Annotated in this window: 17 protein-coding genes; 12 read left to right on the top strand and 5 right to left on the bottom strand. The window is 70.3% G+C overall.

Features of this window, described 5'->3' with window-relative positions:
- Positions 1–173 precede the first annotated feature (173 nt).
- Entirely contained in the window at positions 174–1,583 is a 1,410-nt protein-coding gene (gene glnA / locus ACIA8X_RS33025; RefSeq protein WP_393442237.1) for a type I glutamate--ammonia ligase, read from the top strand.
- A 77-nt stretch (positions 1,584–1,660) separates the two neighbouring features.
- Here glnA and ACIA8X_RS33020 read toward each other — a convergent pair whose 3' ends face one another.
- Positions 1,661–5,104 (bottom strand): HEAT repeat domain-containing protein, encoded by a 3,444-nt coding sequence (locus tag ACIA8X_RS33020; RefSeq protein WP_399459830.1) that lies wholly within the window; start codon positions 5,102–5,104, stop codon positions 1,661–1,663.
- An 820-nt stretch (positions 5,105–5,924) separates the two neighbouring features.
- On the bottom strand, positions 5,925–6,962 hold the full coding sequence (locus tag ACIA8X_RS33015; RefSeq protein WP_399459829.1) for a hypothetical protein: 1,038 nt from the start codon (positions 6,960–6,962) through the stop codon (positions 5,925–5,927).
- 182 nt (positions 6,963–7,144) lie between these two features.
- On the opposite strand from ACIA8X_RS33015, the gene ACIA8X_RS33010 reads away from it, so the two are divergent.
- The 5 genes from ACIA8X_RS33010 to ACIA8X_RS32990 all read left to right on the top strand — a co-directional run bounded on the left by ACIA8X_RS33010 (position 7,145) and on the right by ACIA8X_RS32990 (position 10,711).
- Positions 7,145–8,533 carry a hypothetical protein gene (locus tag ACIA8X_RS33010; protein ID WP_399459828.1) on the top strand — a complete coding sequence of 463 codons (1,389 nt, stop codon included), beginning with the start codon at positions 7,145–7,147 and terminating at the stop codon, positions 8,531–8,533.
- A 15-nt stretch (positions 8,534–8,548) separates the two neighbouring features.
- Positions 8,549–8,728 (top strand): hypothetical protein, encoded by a 180-nt coding sequence (locus tag ACIA8X_RS33005; RefSeq protein ID WP_399459827.1) that lies wholly within the window; start codon positions 8,549–8,551, stop codon positions 8,726–8,728.
- Positions 8,729–8,819: 91 nt separating this feature from the next.
- Positions 8,820–9,083, top strand: a complete 264-nt coding sequence (locus tag ACIA8X_RS33000) for a hypothetical protein (RefSeq protein WP_393442228.1) — start codon at positions 8,820–8,822, stop codon at positions 9,081–9,083.
- A gap of 120 nt (positions 9,084–9,203) precedes the next feature.
- Positions 9,204–10,121, top strand: a complete 918-nt coding sequence (gene htpX / locus ACIA8X_RS32995; protein WP_393442226.1) for a zinc metalloprotease HtpX — start codon at positions 9,204–9,206, stop codon at positions 10,119–10,121.
- Positions 10,122–10,123: 2 nt separating this feature from the next.
- A complete protein-coding gene (locus tag ACIA8X_RS32990) occupies positions 10,124–10,711 on the top strand; it encodes a hypothetical protein (protein WP_399459826.1) in 588 nt (195 codons plus the stop codon).
- 37 nt (positions 10,712–10,748) lie between these two features.
- Here ACIA8X_RS32990 and ACIA8X_RS32985 read toward each other — a convergent pair whose 3' ends face one another.
- Both ACIA8X_RS32985 and ACIA8X_RS32980 read right to left on the bottom strand, forming a co-directional pair.
- Positions 10,749–11,036 (bottom strand): hypothetical protein, encoded by a 288-nt coding sequence (locus ACIA8X_RS32985; protein WP_393442222.1) that lies wholly within the window; start codon positions 11,034–11,036, stop codon positions 10,749–10,751.
- Positions 11,037–11,316: 280 nt separating this feature from the next.
- Positions 11,317–12,675 carry a DUF2252 domain-containing protein gene (locus tag ACIA8X_RS32980; protein WP_399459825.1) on the bottom strand — a complete coding sequence of 453 codons (1,359 nt, stop codon included), beginning with the start codon at positions 12,673–12,675 and terminating at the stop codon, positions 11,317–11,319.
- Between the two features lie 307 nt (positions 12,676–12,982).
- On the opposite strand from ACIA8X_RS32980, the gene ACIA8X_RS32975 reads away from it, so the two are divergent.
- A complete protein-coding gene (locus tag ACIA8X_RS32975) occupies positions 12,983–14,194 on the top strand; it encodes a winged helix DNA-binding domain-containing protein (RefSeq protein ID WP_399459824.1) in 1,212 nt (403 codons plus the stop codon).
- 186 nt (positions 14,195–14,380) lie between these two features.
- Here ACIA8X_RS32975 and ACIA8X_RS32970 read toward each other — a convergent pair whose 3' ends face one another.
- Positions 14,381–14,707 (bottom strand): hypothetical protein, encoded by a 327-nt coding sequence (locus ACIA8X_RS32970; RefSeq protein WP_393442213.1) that lies wholly within the window; start codon positions 14,705–14,707, stop codon positions 14,381–14,383.
- A 231-nt stretch (positions 14,708–14,938) separates the two neighbouring features.
- Here ACIA8X_RS32970 and ACIA8X_RS32965 point away from each other — a divergent pair, with 231 nt between their 5' ends.
- From ACIA8X_RS32965 to ACIA8X_RS32945, 5 genes are all read left to right on the top strand, one after another.
- The gene (locus tag ACIA8X_RS32965) at positions 14,939–15,304 is read left to right on the top strand and encodes an arsenate reductase family protein (RefSeq protein ID WP_399459823.1); all 366 of its coding nucleotides are present in this window, start codon (positions 14,939–14,941) and stop codon (positions 15,302–15,304) included.
- A 117-nt stretch (positions 15,305–15,421) separates the two neighbouring features.
- Positions 15,422–16,186: a hypothetical protein gene (locus ACIA8X_RS32960; protein WP_399459822.1), complete on the top strand. Its 765-nt coding sequence runs from the start codon at positions 15,422–15,424 to the stop codon at positions 16,184–16,186.
- Between the two features lie 620 nt (positions 16,187–16,806).
- The gene (glnII, locus tag ACIA8X_RS32955) at positions 16,807–17,838 is read left to right on the top strand and encodes a glutamine synthetase (protein WP_393442207.1); all 1,032 of its coding nucleotides are present in this window, start codon (positions 16,807–16,809) and stop codon (positions 17,836–17,838) included.
- 374 nt (positions 17,839–18,212) lie between these two features.
- Entirely contained in the window at positions 18,213–18,773 is a 561-nt protein-coding gene (locus ACIA8X_RS32950; protein ID WP_399459821.1) for a winged helix-turn-helix domain-containing protein, read from the top strand.
- Positions 18,774–18,857: 84 nt separating this feature from the next.
- Positions 18,858–19,904 carry an NAD-dependent epimerase/dehydratase family protein gene (locus tag ACIA8X_RS32945; RefSeq protein WP_393442202.1) on the top strand — a complete coding sequence of 349 codons (1,047 nt, stop codon included), beginning with the start codon at positions 18,858–18,860 and terminating at the stop codon, positions 19,902–19,904.
- Positions 19,905–19,941 lie beyond the last annotated feature (37 nt).

Genomic DNA, 19,941 nt, shown 5'->3' with positions numbered 1-19,941 from the left:
GATACGGACAGGTGGGGTGCGGTACGGGATGTCCGGTTAACGTGTGCGAAACAAATGGGTCACGCCCGAGAAATCACCCGTCCCTAGGGTCGAAGACGGCGTGTGCCACCGCACTGGCCGCACGAACGAACTACCATCCCGGCGCGGACGGGCCCGGGAGTAGGAGGAGCTGGATGTTCCAGAACGCCGACGAGGCCAAGAAGTTCATCGCGGACGAGGACGTCAAGTTCGTCGACGTCCGGTTCTGCGACCTGCCGGGCGTCATGCAGCACTTCACGGTGCCCGTCGAGGCGTTCGACCCGGACGAGGAGCTCGCCTTCGACGGATCGTCGATCCGCGGTTTCCAGGCGATCCACGAGTCCGACATGGCGCTGCGTGCCGACCTGTCGACGGCCCGGGTGGACCCCTTCCGCCGGGACAAGACCCTCAACATCAACTTCTTCATCCACGACCCGATCACGGGCGAGCAGTACTCCCGTGACCCGCGCAACGTGGCGAAGAAGGCCGAGGCCTACCTCGCGTCGACCGGTATCGCGGACACCGCGTACTTCGGTCCGGAGGCCGAGTTCTACGTCTTCGACAGCGTGCGCTTCGCCACCACGTCGAACGAGTCCTTCTACCACATCGACTCCGAGGCGGGCGCCTGGAACACCGGTGCGCTTGAGGACAACCGTGGTTACAAGGTCCGCTACAAGGGCGGTTACTTCCCGGTCCCGCCGGTCGACCACTTCGCCGACCTGCGTGCGGAGATCTCCCTGGAGCTGGACCGCGCCGGCCTGAAGGTCGAGCGCCAGCACCACGAGGTGGGCACCGCCGGCCAGGCCGAGATCAACTACAAGTTCAACACGCTGCTCGCCGCCGCCGACGACCTTCAGCTCTTCAAGTACATCGTGAAGAACGTCGCCTGGCGCAACGGCAAGACGGCGACCTTCATGCCGAAGCCGATCTTCGGTGACAACGGCTCGGGCATGCACATCCACTCATCGCTGTGGACGGGCGGCTCGCCGCTCTTCTACGACGAGGCCGGTTACGCGGGCCTGTCGGACACCGCCCGCTACTACATCGGCGGCATCCTCAAGCACGCCCCGTCGCTGCTCGCCTTCACCAACCCGACGGTGAACTCGTACCACCGTCTGGTTCCGGGCTTCGAGGCGCCGATCAACCTGGTGTACTCGCAGCGCAACCGCTCCGCCGCGATGCGTATCCCGATCACGGGCTCCAACCCGAAGGCCAAGCGCGTCGAGTTCCGCGCGCCCGACTCCTCCGGCAACCCGTACCTGGCCTTCTCGGCCCTGCTGCTGGCGGGCCTGGACGGCATCAAGAACAAGATCGAGCCGGCCGAGCCGATCGACAAGGACCTCTACGAGCTGGCTCCCGAGGAGCACGCGGGCGTCGCCCAGGTCCCGACCTCCCTCCCGGCCGTCCTCGACTCCCTCGAGGCCGACCACGAGTTCCTCCTCCAGGGCGACGTCTTCACGCCGGACCTGATCGAGACGTGGATCGACTTCAAGCGGACGAACGAGATCGCGCCGCTGCAGCTGCGTCCGCACCCGCACGAGTTCGAGCTGTACTTCGACGTGTGACAGACGCGTACGCGAGGGCCGGCCACCCCATCACAGGGGGGCCGGCCCTCCGGCATACCGGGGCTCGGTCCCGACGGCTAACGAAGTGACTCGGGGCCGGTGGACGGCCCTGTGGAAGAGGCTGCGGCGACGAATGCCACGAGCTGCGAGGTCGCCCTGTCCGCCGCCTCGGTCGGCGACTGCTGCCGCACTCGCCGTATGGTTCGAAGCGTCTCGTGCCCCGGCCACACCAGGGCAAGCAGCCTCAACGCGTCGATCCGTACCGGTCCGTCTACGCAACGCTCCACAGCGGAGCGCGACTCGGGGTCGTCCGGCCACCGCTGCGCCAGTACGCACAGGGCGGTCAGCACGACCTCCGGCGCGGCGTCGTGCGTGGCCTTGAGCGCGATCTCGCGGACCATGCGGTCCCCCGGCCAGCGGTCACTCGACACCTGCAAGGCAATACTGCGGACATACGAGTCCGGGTCGCTCGTGGCCGCGAGCACCATACGCTGTGCCTCTGGATCCTCGGGCCAACGCTCGCCCAACCCCAGCAGGGCCCTCGTCCGGACGTACGCGTCTTCGTCGCCGACGGCAGCCAGCAGAACCTGCCGGACGTCCTCGTCCTGGGGCCACCGTTGGGCAAGGGTCTCCACGGCGAACCAGCGGACGTCACTGTCGTCGTCACTCGCGCCTGACAGCAGTGCCTGCCGAATCTCGGGATGCCCCGGCCACTCCCACCCGGAGATCTCGAGGGCCGCCTGACGTACCTGGGGCGCGACGTCGCCTGTGGCGGCGAGCGCCGCGCGCCGCGCCTCTTCGTCAGGTTGCATGACGTCGAGGACCTGCCAGCGGAGCTGGGCGTCGGAATCGCGAGTGAGGTCGAACATCAGCCGCCGAACCTCTTCGTCATCGGGCCACTGATCGGCCAGTGCCCACAGCGCACTGTGCCTTTGGTCCGCGGACAGGTCGGAGTTGGACGCGGCCGTGAACAGGATCTCCCGAGCTTCGCGGTCCCCGGCCCAATGCTCGCTCAGGCTCGCGAACAGCCCGTCACTGCGGCCCTTCCGAACTGCGGCGAATACGGCCTTCCGTACCTCGTCTTCCTGGGGCCAACGAGCTGCCAGCACCTTGCACGCGCTTTGCCGGACGTACGGGTCCACGTCGCCCAAGGCCGTCAGCGCCAGCGGCCGAACCTCCTCCCCGACCGTCTCTTGCTCCGCAAGCGCCTTCCAGGCACCCCAGCGCATACGCGCTTCCGGATCGCCGACCGCCCCCAGCACAGCGCGTCGAACCTCAGAGTCCTCCGGCCACTGTCGCGCGAGCGCCCTCAGCGCCGCGATGCGGGCATCCGCATGAGCGCCCTGCTCATGGGCAACGGCGAGGAGCATGGACCGGGTCTCGGGATCCCCCGACCAGTGCTTCGCGACCAGATTCACGGCCGCGATCCGCACTTGTGCCTCCAGGTCGGCGGCGCGAGCCGCGTCGAACAATATCGATCGAACACGGGGGTCTCCCGCATAGTGCCCCGCCAGTGTCCGAAGCGCTTCGGCGCGAACGGCCGGAACCGCTTGCTCGTCACTCGCGAGGGCGTTCACCGTCTCCCTGACCCCGGCTTCGTGGGCCCATCGTCTTCCCAGCACCCGCGCGGCGACAGCCCCCGTCTCGTTCCATGTGACCCGAGCCAGTGCCATGGCCTCCTGCGCATCGCGGCACATCGCCAGGGCGAGCTCGGCCGCACGGGGACTGCCGCTCAGGACAAGTTGCGGCAAGAACCAGCTCCGGAAGCGCTCGCGGCCGCTCCAAGACCTTGGGAACGTCGGAAGGGCAACCAGCGCCCGGGGGAACGTCACACCGGGAAGTACGGTGAGCAGCGCGGTGACAGCGTCGACGACCGCATCGCTCTGGACAGCGAGCGACGACTCGGCCCGCTGGGGCGTGAGGGCTGAGTCGACGGGCGGGCGGCCGATGCGGCGCGCCTCGGCGAGGACCTGCAGGGCGAAATCGAGGAACTCGGTGTCTCCGGCGGAGCGATACAAGGGGGCCGCGCCGACGTGCCGGTGCAACCGCAGCAGACGCGCGATGAACCGGGCGTGCAGAGCCTCGGCATCGCGGCTGATCATGCCGAGGAACAACAGGATGACTTCGCGCCAGTGGGAATCGACCGCCTTGTCGGCGAGAAAGTCGATCACTCGCTCGTCATCCCACTGCCGACAGCGGTGCGACAGGTCGCGTGCGGCGAGGTACTCCAGGAACGTTCGGTGGACGAAGCCGTACGTCTCCGCTCCGAACGGATGGATGAGGAAGGCGCGCTCATGGAGTCGTTCGACCATCGCGCGCGCCACGGTACGGGCGACCGGAAGCGTGTAGCCCAGCTCCGTGACGAAGTCCCTGATCATCCGCTCCAGATCGCCGAGGGCGATCAGCGGCCCTTCGTCGGCCGCAGACCCGCCCGTGCCCTCCTGCATACGGGCGGCGATGCACTCCAGCAGTTCCTGGAGGGTCCGGCCGTCGAGTTCGTCGAGCGCATGAGCGACGTCGGGGTGCGCATGTCGTGGCAGGCGCAGGTGCTTGGCGTCGCGATCCCAACGGCCGGCCAGAACCGTGACAGCGTGTTCGTAGACGTCTCTGCGATCACGGGGGATGGAGGCTCCGAGGCCGATGGCCGCCAGGATCGTCAGCAACAGTGGATTGCCGGCGAGTTCGGCGACGGATGGAAAGTCACGCACGGCGTCGGTCAGGCGACGTGCGAGGCGGGCTGCCTCGGCCGGAGCGTCGGGTTGGGCCGCGGCATACCAACGGCCGATGAAGGAGTCGATCTGCCCTCGGGTGAGATCCTGCAACTTGGCCACACGGAAGTCGGCGCGGCTGAACTCACCCGCGCGGAAGCCGACGAGGCGGGAGGTCACTACGACGCGTGTGTGCGGGTTGCTCTGGGCGAAGGCCGTGACATGCCGGGCGATGTCGGCACGTCGAGCGGGGTCGAAGACCTCGTCGAGGCCATCGAAGACCATCACCACCGGACGCCGCCCGTTGGTCAGGAGATCGTCCAGCACCTCACGGGGCAGGCCCATGCGTTCGGCGCTGTTGTACTCCGCCCAGTAGTCCTCGACGGTTGATCCGATCCATCGCGGGTCGGCGAACCGACGCAGCTCCACCACGATCGGGATCGCGCCCCGCAGCGCCCGAAGACCGTAGGGGGCCACGTCCAGCCCCTCGGCCAGTGCCAGGGCAAGGTACTTGGCGAGCGTCGTCTTTCCGGCCCCGGGGTCGCCGAGTACCACAAGACGGCGTCCGTCCTCCGAACCCAGGACATCCAGGACGGGCTGCGGCGGGCGTTCGGGGCGCGGGTGCCGCCGCCCCGTGGCCTCCTTCGGCATGTCCCGTTCGCCCGGCTCCCCGCGTTCGAGCAGCTCGCGCACCAGCCGTTCCGAGAGGTGCCGCTGCGGCCACTCCCAGGCCAGAAGTGGCGCCTCGAACACCTCGCGCAAACCGATCTGCGGCTGTTCGCCGGCTCTCGCGGCCTCGCCGAGGACGTCCATGTTCAGGCTGCGATGTGTCTGGACCAGCCTCTGGAGATAGGCGGCGACGGCGGCGTCCGTACGGGCGTCCTGTGCGCTTCCGCCGTCCCGGGACTGCCGGCTCTCGTTCGCCTCGCCGACGGCCGCGTCGTACCGGTTGCGCCAGGACCGGCCGTCCGGATGCCTCAGCCACTCCGGCCGGACCCGGCCGTCCGCGTCCAGGGTTCGCTGGCCGGCCCAGGACAACCACACGGCGACAACCGCCAACAGGACATCAGCGTTCTTCGGCAGCCGGAAGTCCTCCGGTGTGGCCGCCGCCCACTCGCTCGCCCGCTGCCCGTGGAACCGCTCCGTTCCGGGCAGTCGCGTATGGCGCACCTGCCGCTGTAGGTGCGCCTGTGTCCGCTCGGAGCGTTTCTCTGCGGTAGCGCGCAACTCCCACAGCGCTCTGCGCAGTTCCTCACGAGCAAAACCCACGGAACGCCCCCTCCACTCCCCCGTCCCCGCCGCACCCGGGCACCCGAAGCGGGCGACCCGGGAGGACCCGGCACCGAGGCGCTGAACAGGCAGCATAGTGAACGGTCCGCCCGGCACGCCCGGGTGCCGGGACGCCACTCTTCCCCTCGGTCCACAGTCGACCGCAGCCGGCTTCGACCGGCGTCCACCGCACTCGACAGGAGGCCCCGTGTCCCGCAGGAGCAAGATCAGCGCCCCCGGCCCTCGAACGCCGCGCCACTCGGTGTGGCGGGAAGTTGGACGCCGTGCCCTTCTCAGTCTCGCCGGGTCTGCGGGCGCTGCCGCCGTCGTGGTCCTCGACTGGTGGCTCCGGGGCTAGGACCTGTCAGGCGTCGTAGCCGCATCCGGCGCGTCGCTCGTCCGACATCCGCCTGCCCGGCTCCCGGGCGGGCGCAGACGGCTCACCGGCCGGCTGCTCCGGCACGCGCCAGACGATACGGAAGCGTTCGGCATCGGGAAGGCCCAGCGGGCCCACCGGGCTGATCGATCTGATCAGGTAACCGAAGACCATGTGATGCGCCTCCTCCGACACTTCGTCCCAGGTGTCCGGAGCCACGATCATCACCTCACGCATCAGGCTCAGGTCCGACTCGTTCTCCAGCATCTCGGCCCGGTCCTCCCGGTCCATGGTCTCGTCGGCCCGCATGGCACGGATCGACTCGGCGAGGAGATTGGGCTCGCGGCTCAGGCGCCGGCGAATCTCCTGGCAGCCGTACTGGAAGGCCGCGGACGCCTCCATGGCCTCCCGGTCGGGATTGCGGTAGCCGTAGGGTGCCCCCTCCTCGGCCCCCACGTAGTCGCCCTTCAACATGTGCAAAAGGACGCGCATCGCGTGCTCGGCTCCCTGCTGCTCCACGTGCATCACCATCAGCCGGACCCAGTCGTCCTCGGACAGCAGTGGTTCGTGTGGAACGGCAAGCGACGGATGGATCTCGATGGCGTTGAAGGGATTGAGCAGTGCGCCCATGACCAGTTCCGCGTTCCACTTGCCGTCCTCGCCTCCCCAACCTCCGTGGAAGAGCTCCTGGAAGGACTTCAGCGCGCCCGACTCCCCTTCGTCGGTCGCGCGCCACAGCGGCAGGAACCTGGCCGTCTCGGACTCCTCGTCCCGAGGTGGGCTGCACAGCCGGGCCAGGGTCACGACGATGTCGTGAACGGTTTCCCAGCGCGACACGCGGCTGCCGTTGAGGGCGGCCCGCACGCTCTCGTGGCTGGCTCCCGACAACAGGTCGTCCCGGTCACGGATGCGCGTGCTCACCTTCCGGAAGCTGGGCTTACCCGCCGCGCGGTGCAATTCCTGGAGCGCTTCGACCAACTCCTGGTGCGGACCGGCCGGTTCGGGTGAGGCGTCGGATGCGGCCAACTGGATTCCTCGCTGTTCAGAGGTGTCAAGTTCCGCCAACACCGTAGAAGCCGCAGGCCAGGGCCGAGTCAGCTTTCGTCAAGTTCCCTGGCCCGGCCGCCAAACGGTGACTCGCGCTCGACGGGCGAGGTGAGCATGGAGAAGGCGCTGGTGGAGCGCCTTCGTCCAAGGAGTTGCCGCGCATGCACATCCCTTCCTACGCCCATGACACGATCCGCGCCGCCCTGCCCGCCATGCCCACGTCCCGCCAGGTCGGTGCCCTGGACTGCTGTCTGTGCGACGAGCCGTTCGGCGAGGACAGAGCCGCTCTTCCGCTCGGCCCGACACCTACGTCCGGCCTGTTCGGCTGCCGCCCGTGTCTCACCCGGCTGGTGCGGCTGGCACGCCGGTCACGCGATGCCCGGCTGGTCCGGGACGCCGAGCGGGCCAGGACCGAGGCAGCCGTATGGGAGGCGGAACGTGAGCGGTATCTGGCCGCGGTGCAGGGGGTGCGCGAGGCCGCCGAGGCCGTCACCCGGCTCGCCGGTGAGGCGACGGTGGCACCGCTGCCCCTCGCCTGGCTGCACGTGTCCCTGGAGTCGGCGTACGCCTGGGCCCCCGAGGACGTCCCCACACCCCCGGGGGCCGTCGGCTCCGAGGACAACGCATTGCAGGACGAGGGATTCCGGCTCAACCTGGAGATGTTCTCCGCGCGCGCGGCGGTCGCCAACCGGCTCGCCCATCACCTGATCAACAAGGCCGCCCCCGCCGAACCGGATCTGTGCGCGGAGTCGGAGTGCCCCGAGGACTGCTCCGGACGGCACCACACCGACCACATCGACTGCGGGCCGGACGCAATCTTCGAGCATCTGGCGCAGCACGGGGTCGTGATCGAGCGCCGGCAGAACGACGCCACCCCGGCCGCACCCGACCCGCCGGCACCTTCGGTCGGCAGCGCCGACCTGGTCGACGTACTGAAGCACTGCGGCATCGACGCGGACGACATGGAATCCGTCGTCAGCGCGGCCGCCGTCGGTCTCGTCTCCGTCGCCTGGAGGGACGGGCCGCTGGAGGCGATCCGTGAGGCCGACGGCGGGCCGAGCAACGGTGAGGTCCTCGCGCAGAGCGTCGACCTGTACCGCAGAGCCCACAAGGCACTGCTCGCCGCCCGGGAGAACGGGCCCGAGGCGCTGCTCGCCTTCCAGGCCGTCGCAGCGGACGTGGACCTGCCGTGGGCGGGCGGTTCGGGCTTCACCCTGCGGGCCGGCGGAGAACCCACCGAGGAGTTCGTGGAGAACGTCGACGACAGGGTCTGGTTCACAGTGAAGGTCATGCGCGAGCAGGGCTGGTGGACGGGGGTGCTGCGCAGAGCCACATCTGCCGCTGCCCTCGACGCCGACCAGTTCGGCATGCCGCGCTGGCCCGGCACCGTGCGCACGGCGATGGCGCGGCTCGCTCCGCTGGACCGGTCGGATGCGCCCGAGGCGCTGACCGACCTGGCGGCCGTGGAGGCCGCGCTGCTCGAGGCGCCGGACCGGCTGGGCGTGGCCGCCCTCGACTGGCTGGCCGCTCGTGGCCTGCTCGACCAGTGAGGGTGGGGGTCCGTCGTGGGATGGGACGAGATCACGCTGGCCGTCCTGGCCGCGTTCGGGTGCGTCACGCTGCTGCTGGCGCAGATCGACGACGTACTCGGCAGGCTGCCACGGATCATCAGGGCCTGGCGCCGGGTACGGCGGGAGCTGGACTGCGGTACGGAGGAGCCTCCGAACGAGCCGGACGCGGGTTGATGGCGGTCTCCCGGGCTTCGCGGACTTCCTCCCCCGGGGCGGGGCACCGTCGTAAGGTAGGGGTACTGCTGTTCGAGAAGGGTCAACGGGGATGTCCGAACAGGACGACGGCGAGCGCGAATTCGACATCAAGTGGGCGGACAACGCCGAGCACAAGGAGCCCTCGGCGCGGGCGCGCATGCTCGCCGCGCGCTGGAAGGAGAACCCGCCCGGTCCGGTGCCGTTCCGGGCCGATCCGGATCATGTGGCACGGCGGCAGCGCCGGTCGGGGTGGGTGTCCACGGTGGTCGTTCTGGGTTGCGTCGCCGCGTTGATCGTTCTGCTGGGGTACATCAACTTCCGCGGGGCCTACTAGGCGTCCGCCGGGCCCGGGGCCTTTGCTGGTCCTAGGGCCGATCGCGACCCGTTCATGGGCGTCACCGGGTGCACACTGGGCAGTGGGACGAGTGCCTGAGTGCGCGCGGGGTGATGCGAGATGCAGAGCCGGTTCCGGAGTGATCGGGGGTTGACCGCCCGTATGGGGGTCACTCTGTTTCTGCTCGGGTTGTTGTACGTGGCGTTCGTGGCCGCGTTGATCGTGCTGCTGAAGTCCTGGGTGCTCGTCGTGGTCGTGGCGGCGGGGCTGCTGGGGGCGCAGTACTGGTTCTCGGACCGGGTCGCGCTGTTCGCGATGCGGGGGCGGGTCGTGGAGCGGGAGGAGTATCCCGAGCTGCACGGGGTCGTCGATCGGCTGTGCGCGATCGCCGATATGCCGGGGCCCGTCGTCGCCGTGTCGGACATGGAGATGCCGAACGCGTTCGCCACCGGGCGCAATCCCGATCATGCCGTGGTCTGTGTGACCACGGGGCTGCTGCGCCGGCTGGAGCCGGACGAGCTGGAGGGGGTGCTCGCGCACGAGCTGTCGCACGTGGCGCACAAGGACGTCGCCGTGATCACGGTCGCCTCGTTCCTCGGTGTGATCGCGGGGCTGATCGTGCGGTTCGCCTTCTACTCGCAGATCTTCGGCGGCGGGCGACGGGACCAGAACACCGCCGTGATCTTCGCCGCCGTGATGGGAGTGTCGGCGGCCGTGTACGCGATCAGCTTCCTGCTGATCCGGGCCCTGTCCCGGTACCGGGAACTGGCCGCCGACCGGGCCGCGGCGCTCCTCACCGGGCGCCCCTCGGTGCTGGCCTCCGCGCTCACCAAGGTCTCCGGCGACATCGCCCGGATCCCGACCAAGGACCTGCGCACGGCCCAGGCCTTCAACGCCTTCTACTTCACTCCGGCACTGGGCCGCGGGCCCAGCATCGGGCAGCTCTTCTCGACCCACCCGAGCCTGGAGCAGCGGCTCGAACAACTGGGGCGGATCTCCGTCGAGTTGGGCGAGACCACGGCTCCCGGAGGGGTGTGAGCATGGGGCTGCTGGACATTCTGCTCGGTCGTACGAAGCCGGTCGCGCCCGACCTCGACCAGCTCTTCGGGCTGCCGTCGGCGGCGGTGACGCTGGAGGCGGCGGCCGGGTTCAGGCCGACCGGGAACGGCGCCGTGTGCTTCGCCGCGGTCGAGGGCGCGGCCTTCGAGCAGACCCACCGCGAGGTCCAGGCGCTGCTCGACGCGGACGCCGAGCGCGACGGACGGCCGGTGGAGCTGGCCCGGGACCGCTACGGCTACTCGTGGCTGGTCTCCCGGCGCACCCCCGACCAGCTGCCGGAGCTGGTCAACGACCTGCACGCGGTGAACAGCGCGATGGAGGTCAACGGCTTCGGGCCGCAGCTGCTGTGCTCGCTGGCCGGGTTCGAGGACGAGCGCCAGGGCAGGCGCCTCGCCCTCGTCTATCTCTACAAGCGCGGCACCTTCTATCCCTTCGCGCCCCTGCCCGGCACGGCGGAACGCCGCGACAACCCGCTGGAGCTGCGGGTGAAGGCGGCCCTCGCGAACGACCTGCGGATCGAGCAGGACCTGAACCGCTGGTTCCCGGTGTGGGGCGCCCCCGGCCTGTGACCGTGGGCGCCCCCTCGGGCTACCACCGGAGCTGGTCTCAGCTGCTCTTCTCCCGCTCCTGCCGACGGGACTCAAGCGGGCGCTCGCGGCGGTAGCGGCGCTCCCACTTGGCCTGCATGTCACGGCGGTCGCGGTACGCCCGGTAGTCCGACGGCATGGATCCTCCCGACGAGGACCCTCCCCCGGCTCCCCCGCTCGGCGCGGAGGCGTCCCGGCCGTACCGCAGGTACAGGAAGAGCACGGCGACGGCGGCCAGCCAGTAGTTGTGGTTTCCGAATCCTAAGATCACCAGGACGACAGTCCCGGCCATGACGATGGTGCCCATCACGGGCCTCCGTGAGCGTGGGTTGGATCTGGTGCTGATTCTGGATCTGGTGCTGGACCTGGAGCGGTGATCGATGTCTCGACGGGGCGCTGGGGAGGGGCGACCGTCCGTCGGTGCGTAGAGAGTAGCCCCGAGTCCGCAGGGTGACCCCCGCCCTGCGGAAAGCGGCGTGAGCAGCTCCGTTACGCGTGTCCAGGGTAGGGATGCGGTCACTCGGCGTGCATCTTCTTTTCCCGGTACGGCAGTTCGGCAGGCGTCGTCGGTGCCGGAAGGAAGCCGGTCAGATCCCGGGCGTGGCCCTGATCAGCCCGGCCTCGACGGCCGCGCCCAGCGTCGCGTGGTCGGCGGCTGTCTGGTCGGCGTAGGAGAGGGCGAACCCCGTGACCGCGTGGTCGAAGGTGTCGGCGTTGCCGAGGTAGGCCGCGATGGCGATACGGTCGCCGGAGCGGGCGTGGGCCCGGGCGAGGGCGGTGCCGCACAGGCGGGCGTAGGACCGGAGGTCCTCGGGTCTCATCCCGGCGACGTCCGCGGAGGCCTTCATGTCGCGCAGCTGACGCCAGTAGAAGGCGCGGCCCTGCGGCCCGGACATCCAGCCGAGGAAGATGTCGCCGGCGGCCTGCAGCACGCGCTGGCCCGCGACGACGCGATGTCCGTGGTGAACGTACGGCCCACTGGGCAGATGCTCCTCCAGTACGGACTGCCGTGCCTCCTTGATCTGCAGGAACAGCGGGTCGTCGGCGTCCCGTCCGGCGAGCAGCACGATGAAGCAGCGCAGGCCGACGCTGCCGACGCCGACGACCTTGTGCGCGGCGTCGACGAAGCGGTAGCGGTCGAGGAGGCGGCGGCGCTCCTCGGAGAGGGTCGAGCGGTAGTCGCTGAAGATCTTGCGCAGGAAGGCCATGTCGGAGTTGCCCACGGGTTCGATGAGCGGCGGGTCCTGGATGATCCGGCGGCGCCCGTCGACCACGTCGGTGAGCTTGCCGTAGGCCTGGAGGCTGGTGCGGCGGCGGGCGCGGCCGAGGGTGGCCTCGACACGGCGGCGGTCACGGGCGGTACGGACGAGGGGCAGCAGTTCGTCGGCGTCGATGCGCGTGTACCAGACGTCGAGTTCGCCGAGCCGGGCCAGCTTACGGATGGCGATGCGGTACGCGGCCACGGCCTCCCGCGTCGCGCGGCGGACCCCGGCCTCCGGGTGGCCGATCTCGCGGGCGGCCACGGCGACCGAGGCGGCGAGCCGTTTGACGTCCCACTCGAACGGGCCGCGGTACGTCTCGTCGAAGTCGTTGAGGTCGAAGAGGAGGGCGCGTTCCGGGGAGGCGTACAGGCCGAAGTTGAGCAGGTGGGCGTCGCCGCACAGCTGCACGGTGAGGCCGGTGTGCGGGGCGGCGGCGAGATCGGCGGCCATCACGGCGGCGGCGCCGCGCAGGAAGGCGAAGGGGGACGCCGCCATCCGGCCGTACCTGATCGGCAGCAGCTCCGGCATCCGGTCGCGGCCCTGGCGTTCCAGTACGGCGACGGGGTCGGGCCGGTCGACGGAGGGCAGCTGGGCGCCGTGCGCGGAGCGGCGGACGCGTTTGCGGGCGGCCTTGCCGCGCAGGGCACGGTCGGCGGGGGTGGCGGCGGCGGTGGGGGCGGTCACGAGAGTTCGGGTCCGGGTCCGGCCGACCCGTGCGCCGGGTGTCGTAGGCCGTCCGGGCGGTGGCTGTCGTATGCCGTCCACGCCCTGGCTGTCCATCGCGCCTCCCGCTGCCACGCCCGCTCACACGGCTCGCCACCCTCTGATCGCAGTGAAGGCGGGCCGAGGGGCATGCGCATGCCGGGTACGGCGATCGGGTGAACCGGCAGGTGGCCGTCCCGGTGGCGGACCGTTGTCAGTGGCGTCCGAGAGGATGCGGGTGCGGGTGCGGGTGCGGGACGAGGTGACCGCGTGACGGGTGGAGGCCGGGATGGGTGACGGGTTGCGGTACATCGGGGTGGCGGAGCGGCGGGCCCGGCTGGGGCTGCGGCATCGGCTGGCCGGAGCGGCCCGGGCGGCGAGTCCGGCCGAGGTCGCCGAGTCGCTGGTCGCGCTGCACGGCACCGATCCGGCGACCGTGTACCTGGCCGTGGGCGCGCGGCTGGCGGACCCCGCGAAGACCGTCGCCCGGACCGAGCGGGCGCTGTACGAGGACCGGGCGCTGGTCCGGATGCACGGCATGCGGCACACCGTGTTCGTGTTCCCCACCGAGCTGACCGCCGTCGTGCACGCCTCCACCGGCCTCGCGGTCGCCGCCCGGGAGCGGGCCTCGCTGGTCAAGGACATGGCGAAGGCGGGGGCGCCGGATGCGGCGTGGCTGGCGGAGGTCGAGGAGTCGGCGCTGGCCGCGCTGGCGCGGCGCGGGCAGGCGACGGCGGCCGAACTCGCGGAGGACGAGCCGCGGTTGCGCGAGCAGTTCACGTACGCGGCCGGGAAGAGCTACGAGGGCGTGCACACCGTCTCGACACGGCTGCTGCGGGTGCTCGGCGTCGAGGGAAAGGTGGTGCGCGGGCGGCCACTTGGCTCCTGGACGTCCTCGCAGTTCCGGTGGGCACCCGCACCCGAACATCCCGAACTGGACGTGGCCGAGGCGCAGTCGGAGCTGCTACGGCGCTGGCTCGCGGTATGCGGACCGGCGACGGAGGCCGACCTGAAGTGGTGGACGGGGTGGCGGGTGACGGAGGTGCGCCGGGCCCTCGCGGCGATCAAGGCGCAGGCCGTGTCCCTCGACGAGGGGACGGGGTACGTCGTCGACGGCGATGCCGGTCCGGTGGCCGGGCCCGCCGAGCCGTGGGCGGCACTCCTGCCCGGGCTCGACCCGACGGCGATGGGGTGGCAGCGGCGGGAGTGGTACCTGGCGCCGGAGCTGTGGCCGTCGCTGTTCGACCGCAGCGGCAATGTGGGGCCGACGGTGTGGTGGAACGGGCGGGTGGTCGGCGGGTGGGCCCAGCGGGGGGACGGGGAGATCGTCTGGCGGTTGCTGGAGGATCTGGGGGGTGCGGAGCGGCGTGCGGTGGAGGCGGCGGTCGGGGTGGAGGCGGAGCGGTTGTGGGGGTGGGTGGGGGCAGCGGAGGCGAGGGTGGGGGCAGTTCGGGTGACGCCTCGGTTTCGGACGCCGTTGGAGCGGGAGTTGGCGGGGTAGGGGGCAGGGGTTCGGTGGAGTGGCGGGGGCATCCTGGACGCCGGTCCCGGCAATCCAGCCCGTCCGGCGTTTGAGGACGAGGCCCCTTCAGGGCCGAAAGCGGGGGTCTGGGGGCGGCAGCCCCCAGTCCACGGCAACGACAACGCCGGGTGCCGCCCAAAAAAGAGACCGCACCCGGCGCCACAGTTAACGCGCGTACCGCATCAGCGCCCGCACCATGTGACACGTCGTGTCCGACGGCGGATGAACGCCGATCATCTCCGCGGCGCCGCGGATCGTTTCGTTGCGGGCCTGGTTCGGCATGTAGACGCCCGAGTCGAGCAGCGCTATCGCGAGGCGCATGGCCTTGAGACGGCGGTTGTGGGTGATGTACCACTCGCGCGGCCGGCCCGGCGGCAGTACCCGCTTCTCGATGGGCGCGTACGGCAGGTCGAGCAGGACCGGGTGCTTCGCGGTGGACTGGGTGGGCAACGGCTTGCGGGTCGGCTTCTGCTTCAGTGCGGCAGCGGGCACAGGCATCCTCCTGTCGCGGTCGAGCGCCGGCCGGGTTTCCCCGGTGACGCTCTCGAACACTGCCTCCAGTTTACTGCCCACCACTGACAATCAGGAGGCCTCGGCAGGCCTCGGAAGTTCACTAAGTCCGCTGGTCAGCAACGAAACTGTCACCGTGTCACACAGGGTTCGCGCGATGCGCGTGAGGCGGCGGCAAATTCGAACAGAGACCGCCGGGATACCGTGGGTCGTATGGAGATCTGGATCAATCCGGCCTGTTCGAAGTGCCGTAGCGCCATCAGCCTGCTCGACGCCGAGGGGGCCGACTACACCGTCCGCCGCTATCTGGAGGACGTTCCGACCGAGGACGAGATCCGGGACGTACTGGACCGGCTCGGACTTGAGCCCTGGGACATCACCCGGACCCAGGAGGCCGTCGCCAAGGAGCTCGGGGTCAAGGAGTGGGCCCGGGACGCGAGTGCGCGGGAGCGGTGGGTGAAGGCGCTGGCCGAGCATCCGAGGCTGATCCAGCGGCCGATCATCACCGCGCAGGACGGTACGGCCGTGGTGGCGCGCACCGATGAGGCGGTCCAGGACGCTCTGTCCCGTAAGGGCTGAAGGTCCCCGACTCGGCTGTGACGCAGGTTACTTCGGTGACTCCTGTAACCGCTGAGTAACCTCGTTCGGCATCTCGTACATAGCGGCGTACGCTCCCCTACCTCTCAGGAGGCGCGCATGTCGCGTAGGCGAACTGTCGGTACGAAGAAGAAGATCGCGCTGCTGGTGAGTGCGGCGACGGTGGCGGGAGGTGGCGCCTTCGTCATGGCGAGCACCTCGAACGCCTCGCAGACACCGACGGTCAAGTCCGCCGCGGAGTCGAGTGTCTGCCAGGGGCTCGCCACCGCGCTCGGCAACAATCAGCGGTTCATCGAGGGACAGCAGGCCAATCCGGATGCGCAGTCCGCTGCGCGGATCGCCAACCGCGAGGCCGTCATCGCGCAGATCAAGGTCCAGCAGGAAGCGTCCGGGTGCGCTGCTGGGGAGTCGGCTCAGGACTCCCAGGCGAGCGCTCCCGCGGGGAATGCTGGGGACGCCGGGGACACCGGCAACGCTGGGGACGCCGGGGACACCGGCAACGCTGGGGACGCCGGGGACACCGGTAACGCCGGGGACGCCGGAAATGCGGGGGACGCCGGTAACGCCGGCGACGCTGCGGGCGAGGGGGACGCCGCCGGCGGTGCCGCGGCCTCGGGGGAGCAGGTCTGCAACGGCTCGACCGTCACGCTGTCCGGCGAGGGCGGTGCGCCGGCGGCGTCCAGCAACCAGTTCCCGGCCGGTACGAAGCTGAAGGTCACCAACCTGGACAACAACAAGTCCACGACGGTGGAGGTCACTTCGGTGTCCGGCAGCTGTGTGCTGCTCAACAACGCGGCCTTCGAGCAGGTTCGTGAGGCCGGGAAGTTCCTGATCCGCCGGGCGGTGATCGAGAAGGTGGGGTGATGCGCGGATAACCACGCCGTATGTGATGGGGGAGGGTCCCGCTGCTCGCGGCCACGGGCGGTGGGGCCCGCGTGCGGGTATGGGAGTGCGCGTTGATGCCTGCGGCGGCCTGTGCGGGTTTGGTGGGGGTGCGCGTAGCGCCTTGGGTCTCGGTGGGTGGGTCGGGGCCGCGTCGGGGGGTGTCCGTTTTCGGACCGGCGGCTGGACTTAGACCAAGAGGGTGCTGCGTGTTGACGCCGGCCACTGCGGGCGGACACCCCCCGACGCGTCCCCTTGCCGCCGTTGGCGACTGCGGCGCCGCGGGGGTACGCGCCAACGCCGCACGCCTTGCCGCCGTGGGCGGCCGCGGCGCCGCGGGGGTGCGCGGTCCTCATCCCCATCGCATACGAGCGGCCCGGCCGTCCCCCTCGGTCGTGCCGGATGTCGCCGTATCGACTTTGCACGGCCGCTCACAGCGTGAGTCGTGCCACACCACTACCAGGTAACACGGGGTTCACATTCGAGCAACGGGCGGGAAATCGCCTGTTGACAGGCTCGCGGGCATCAAGAGCGGCGCCTCAGTGCCGCAGCGCCGCAGCACCCGCAAGTGCGCCTAGACCCACCCCCGAAGGATGTGGCCCGTGACCTTCAAGGCTGAGTACATCTGGATCGACGGCACCGAGCCGACGGCCAAGCTGCGTTCCAAGACGAAGATCATGTCGGGGGAGCCCGCCGGTCTGGACGCGCTGCCGATCTGGGGCTTCGACGGGTCCTCCACGAACCAGGCCGAGGGCCACTCCTCGGACCGTGTCCTCAAGCCGGTCTTCACCTGTCCCGACCCGATCCGCGGTGGCGACGACATCCTCGTCCTGTGCGAGGTCCTCAACATCGACATGACGCCGCACGAGTCCAACACCCGTGCCGCGCTCACCGAGGTCGCCGAGAAGTTCGCCGCCCAGGAGCCGATCTTCGGTATCGAGCAGGAGTACACGTTCTTCCAGGACGGCTACCCGCTCGGCTTCCCCAAGGGCGGCTTCCCGGCCCCGCAGGGCGGCTACTACTGCGGTGTCGGCGCCGACGAGATCTTCGGCCGTGAGGTCGTCGAGGCGCACCTGGACAACTGCCTGCACGCCGGTCTCGCCATCTCCGGCATCAACGCCGAGGTCATGCCCGGTCAGTGGGAGTTCCAGGTCGGTCCGGTCTCCCCGCTGGAGGTCTCCGACCACATGTGGGTCGCCCGCTGGCTGCTCTACCGCACCGCCGAGGACTTCGGCGTCTCCGCGACGCTGGACCCGAAGCCGGTGAAGGGCGACTGGAACGGCGCCGGTGCGCACACCAACTTCTCCACCAAGGCGATGCGCGAGGGCTACGACGCGATCATCACCGCGTGCGAGTCGCTCGGTGAGGGCTCCAAGCCGCTCGACCACGTCAAGAACTACGGCGCCGGCATCGACGACCGTCTGACCGGTCTGCACGAGACCGCCCCGTGGAACGAGTACTCCTACGGTGTCTCCAACCGTGGCGCCTCGGTCCGTATCCCGTGGCAGGTCGAGCAGGACGGCAAGGGCTACATCGAGGACCGCCGTCCGAACGCCAACGTCGACCCGTACGTCGTGACGCGTCTGATCGTCGACACCTGCTGCTCCGCGCTGGAGAAGGCCGGCCAGGTCTGAGCCACCCGGTAGTTGCTTGAGGGGGGCACCCGCCAGGTCGGTGGGCGCCCCCCTGATTTCGTTGTGCATGGGTTCCACCGGGAGCGGACCGGGTCCGTTTCACGTCAAGGAATCGTCCAAGTGGTGAGAGGAGGGTCCTGAGCATGGAAGGTGTCTGCTTCAATGGGGGCATGGCCAGCTACCAGAAGTACTCCGCGACAGGTCGCCATGACCTCGAGCCCTTCTGGCCTTCCCGTCAGCACCACGACTTCGACCGGGTGTGTTGCCGCGCGGTGAACGCGCGGGCCCTGTAAAGCCGTAACTCCTCGGCCTTCGGCCAGCGCGAACGACGTACGTCTCCCAACGGACCTCTCGCGCGAAAGAGCTGACCTCTCATGGCGACCACTCGTTCTCTGTCCTCCGCCCCCACGCTCAACTCCCCCGCCCCGAACGGCTCACGGCATCATCTGCGTGCCGTGGACCGGGACGAGGTGATCGACGTCGCGGACCTCCTGCCGCCCGGTGCCACCTGGCTGCCCGCTCCCCAGCACTCCCTGCCCACACTGCCGGGGCAGCCGCCGATGATCGGCTATCTGGTGCTCGTCCCGGCCGACCAGCACCCGCCGGTCGCACCGGTTCCGCCGGTCCGTGACTCCGGGGGCGACCCGCTCGTCACCGTCGACACCGTGCGGCGCGCGGCCGCGGTCGACGGGCGTGAACTCGACCTCACCTACCTGGAGTTCGAGCTGCTCGCCCATCTGGTGGCCAACCCCTACCGGGTGCACACCCGCGACCAGCTGGTCACCACGGTGTGGGGGTACGGGCACGTGGGCGACGGCCGCACGGTCGACGTCCACATCGCCCGGCTGCGCCGCAAGCTGGGCGCCGAGCACCGGGACACCATCCGGACCGTGCGTCGGGTGGGGTACCAGTACGCCCCGCCGGTCGGGCGCTGACCGCCCCGGTTGCTCCCCCACGGGTCTTCTGCTGACGGCAGAGTCCTGTTCCGTCCCGCGCCCGTACCGTGCAGAGTCGGCGGCATGAGACTTCTGGTTCTTGGTGGTACGGAGTTCGCGGGACGGGCCGTCGTGGAGGCGGCCCTCGGGCGCGGCTGGGACGTGACCGTCTTCCATCGGGGGCGGCACGCTCCCCCGGCCGGGGTGCGGACGCTGCACGGTGACCGCCTCGCGCCCGACGGGCTCGCCGCCCTCGCGGCGGCGGAGGGCGACTGGGACGCCGTCGTCGACACCTGGTCGGCGGCGCCGCGTGCGGTACGGGACTCGGCGCGGCTGCTGCGGGGCCGAGCCGGGCGGTACGTGTACGTATCGAGCTGCTCGGTGTACGAGTGGGCCCCGCCCGCCGGGTACACCGAGGACGCGCCCGTCGTCGAAGGCGCCGAAGCCGGTGCGGAGCAGACCGACTACGCGCGCGACAAGCGGGGCGGCGAGCTGGCCGCCGTCGAGGAGTTCGGCGCGGACCGCTCCGTGCTGGTGCGGGCCGGGCTGCTCATCGGGCCGTACGAGAACGTCGGCCGGCTGCCGTGGTGGCTGACGCGGATCGAGCGGGGCGGGCCGGTGCTGGCGCCGGGGCCGCGGGATCTTCCGCTCCAGTACGTCGATGGCCGCGACCTCGCAGAGTGGATCCTGGGAGCGGTGGAGCAGGAGTTGAGCGGACCGTACAACTTGATGTCACCTCAGGGGCACGCCACCATGGGCACGTTGCTCGACGCCTGCGTGGCGACCGTCGGCGGCACCGCCGAACTCCGCTGGACCGAGCCCGAGGTGATCCTGGACGCCGGGATCGAGCCGTGGACGCAGCTGCCGGTGTGGGTGCCGCCGGGCAGCGACATGCACGACGCCCTGCACAGCGCGGACGTGTCCGGAGCCGTCGCGACCGGGCTGCGCTGCCGTCCCGTCGAGGAGACCGTCGCCGACACCTGGCAGTGGCTCCGGGACGTCGGGGGTACGGCGCCGATGCGGCAGGACCGGTCCGCCAAGGGTCTCGATCCGGAGGTGGAGGCGAAGGTCCTCGCGGGCGACACCAGCGACACCGGCGCCGACGGGGGTGTACCTGGCACCACCTCCTGATCCGGGGGTTCGGCCCCGTGACCCCCGTCCCTGCCCT

This window comes from Streptomyces sp. NPDC051738 (assembly GCF_044453205.1).
Lineage (GTDB): Bacteria > Actinomycetota > Actinomycetes > Streptomycetales > Streptomycetaceae > Streptomyces.
The sequence above is the reverse complement of the archived record's forward strand: the minus strand, read 5'-3'. Positions and strand labels throughout refer to the sequence as shown.

What these genes read in the sequence shown, in the direction of transcription:
- ACIA8X_RS33020 (WP_399459830.1), bottom strand. Translation starts at nt 5,104, where the DNA reads ATGGACGTCCTCGGCGAGGCCGCGAGAGCCGGCGAACAGCCGCAGATC.
- ACIA8X_RS32985 (WP_393442222.1), bottom strand. Translation starts at nt 11,036, where the DNA reads ATGGGCACCATCGTCATGGCCGGGACTGTCGTCCTGGTGATCTTAGGA.
- glnA (WP_393442237.1), top strand. Translation starts at nt 174, where the DNA reads ATGTTCCAGAACGCCGACGAGGCCAAGAAGTTCATCGCGGACGAGGAC.
- ACIA8X_RS32945 (WP_393442202.1), top strand. Translation starts at nt 18,858, where the DNA reads ATGAGACTTCTGGTTCTTGGTGGTACGGAGTTCGCGGGACGGGCCGTC.
- ACIA8X_RS32975 (WP_399459824.1), top strand. Translation starts at nt 12,983, where the DNA reads ATGGGTGACGGGTTGCGGTACATCGGGGTGGCGGAGCGGCGGGCCCGG.
- ACIA8X_RS33010 (WP_399459828.1), top strand. Translation starts at nt 7,145, where the DNA reads ATGCACATCCCTTCCTACGCCCATGACACGATCCGCGCCGCCCTGCCC.
- ACIA8X_RS32965 (WP_399459823.1), top strand. Translation starts at nt 14,939, where the DNA reads ATGGAGATCTGGATCAATCCGGCCTGTTCGAAGTGCCGTAGCGCCATC.
- htpX (WP_393442226.1), top strand. Translation starts at nt 9,204, where the DNA reads ATGCAGAGCCGGTTCCGGAGTGATCGGGGGTTGACCGCCCGTATGGGG.
- ACIA8X_RS32960 (WP_399459822.1), top strand. Translation starts at nt 15,422, where the DNA reads ATGTCGCGTAGGCGAACTGTCGGTACGAAGAAGAAGATCGCGCTGCTG.
- ACIA8X_RS33000 (WP_393442228.1), top strand. Translation starts at nt 8,820, where the DNA reads ATGTCCGAACAGGACGACGGCGAGCGCGAATTCGACATCAAGTGGGCG.
- ACIA8X_RS32990 (WP_399459826.1), top strand. Translation starts at nt 10,124, where the DNA reads ATGGGGCTGCTGGACATTCTGCTCGGTCGTACGAAGCCGGTCGCGCCC.
- ACIA8X_RS32950 (WP_399459821.1), top strand. Translation starts at nt 18,213, where the DNA reads ATGGCGACCACTCGTTCTCTGTCCTCCGCCCCCACGCTCAACTCCCCC.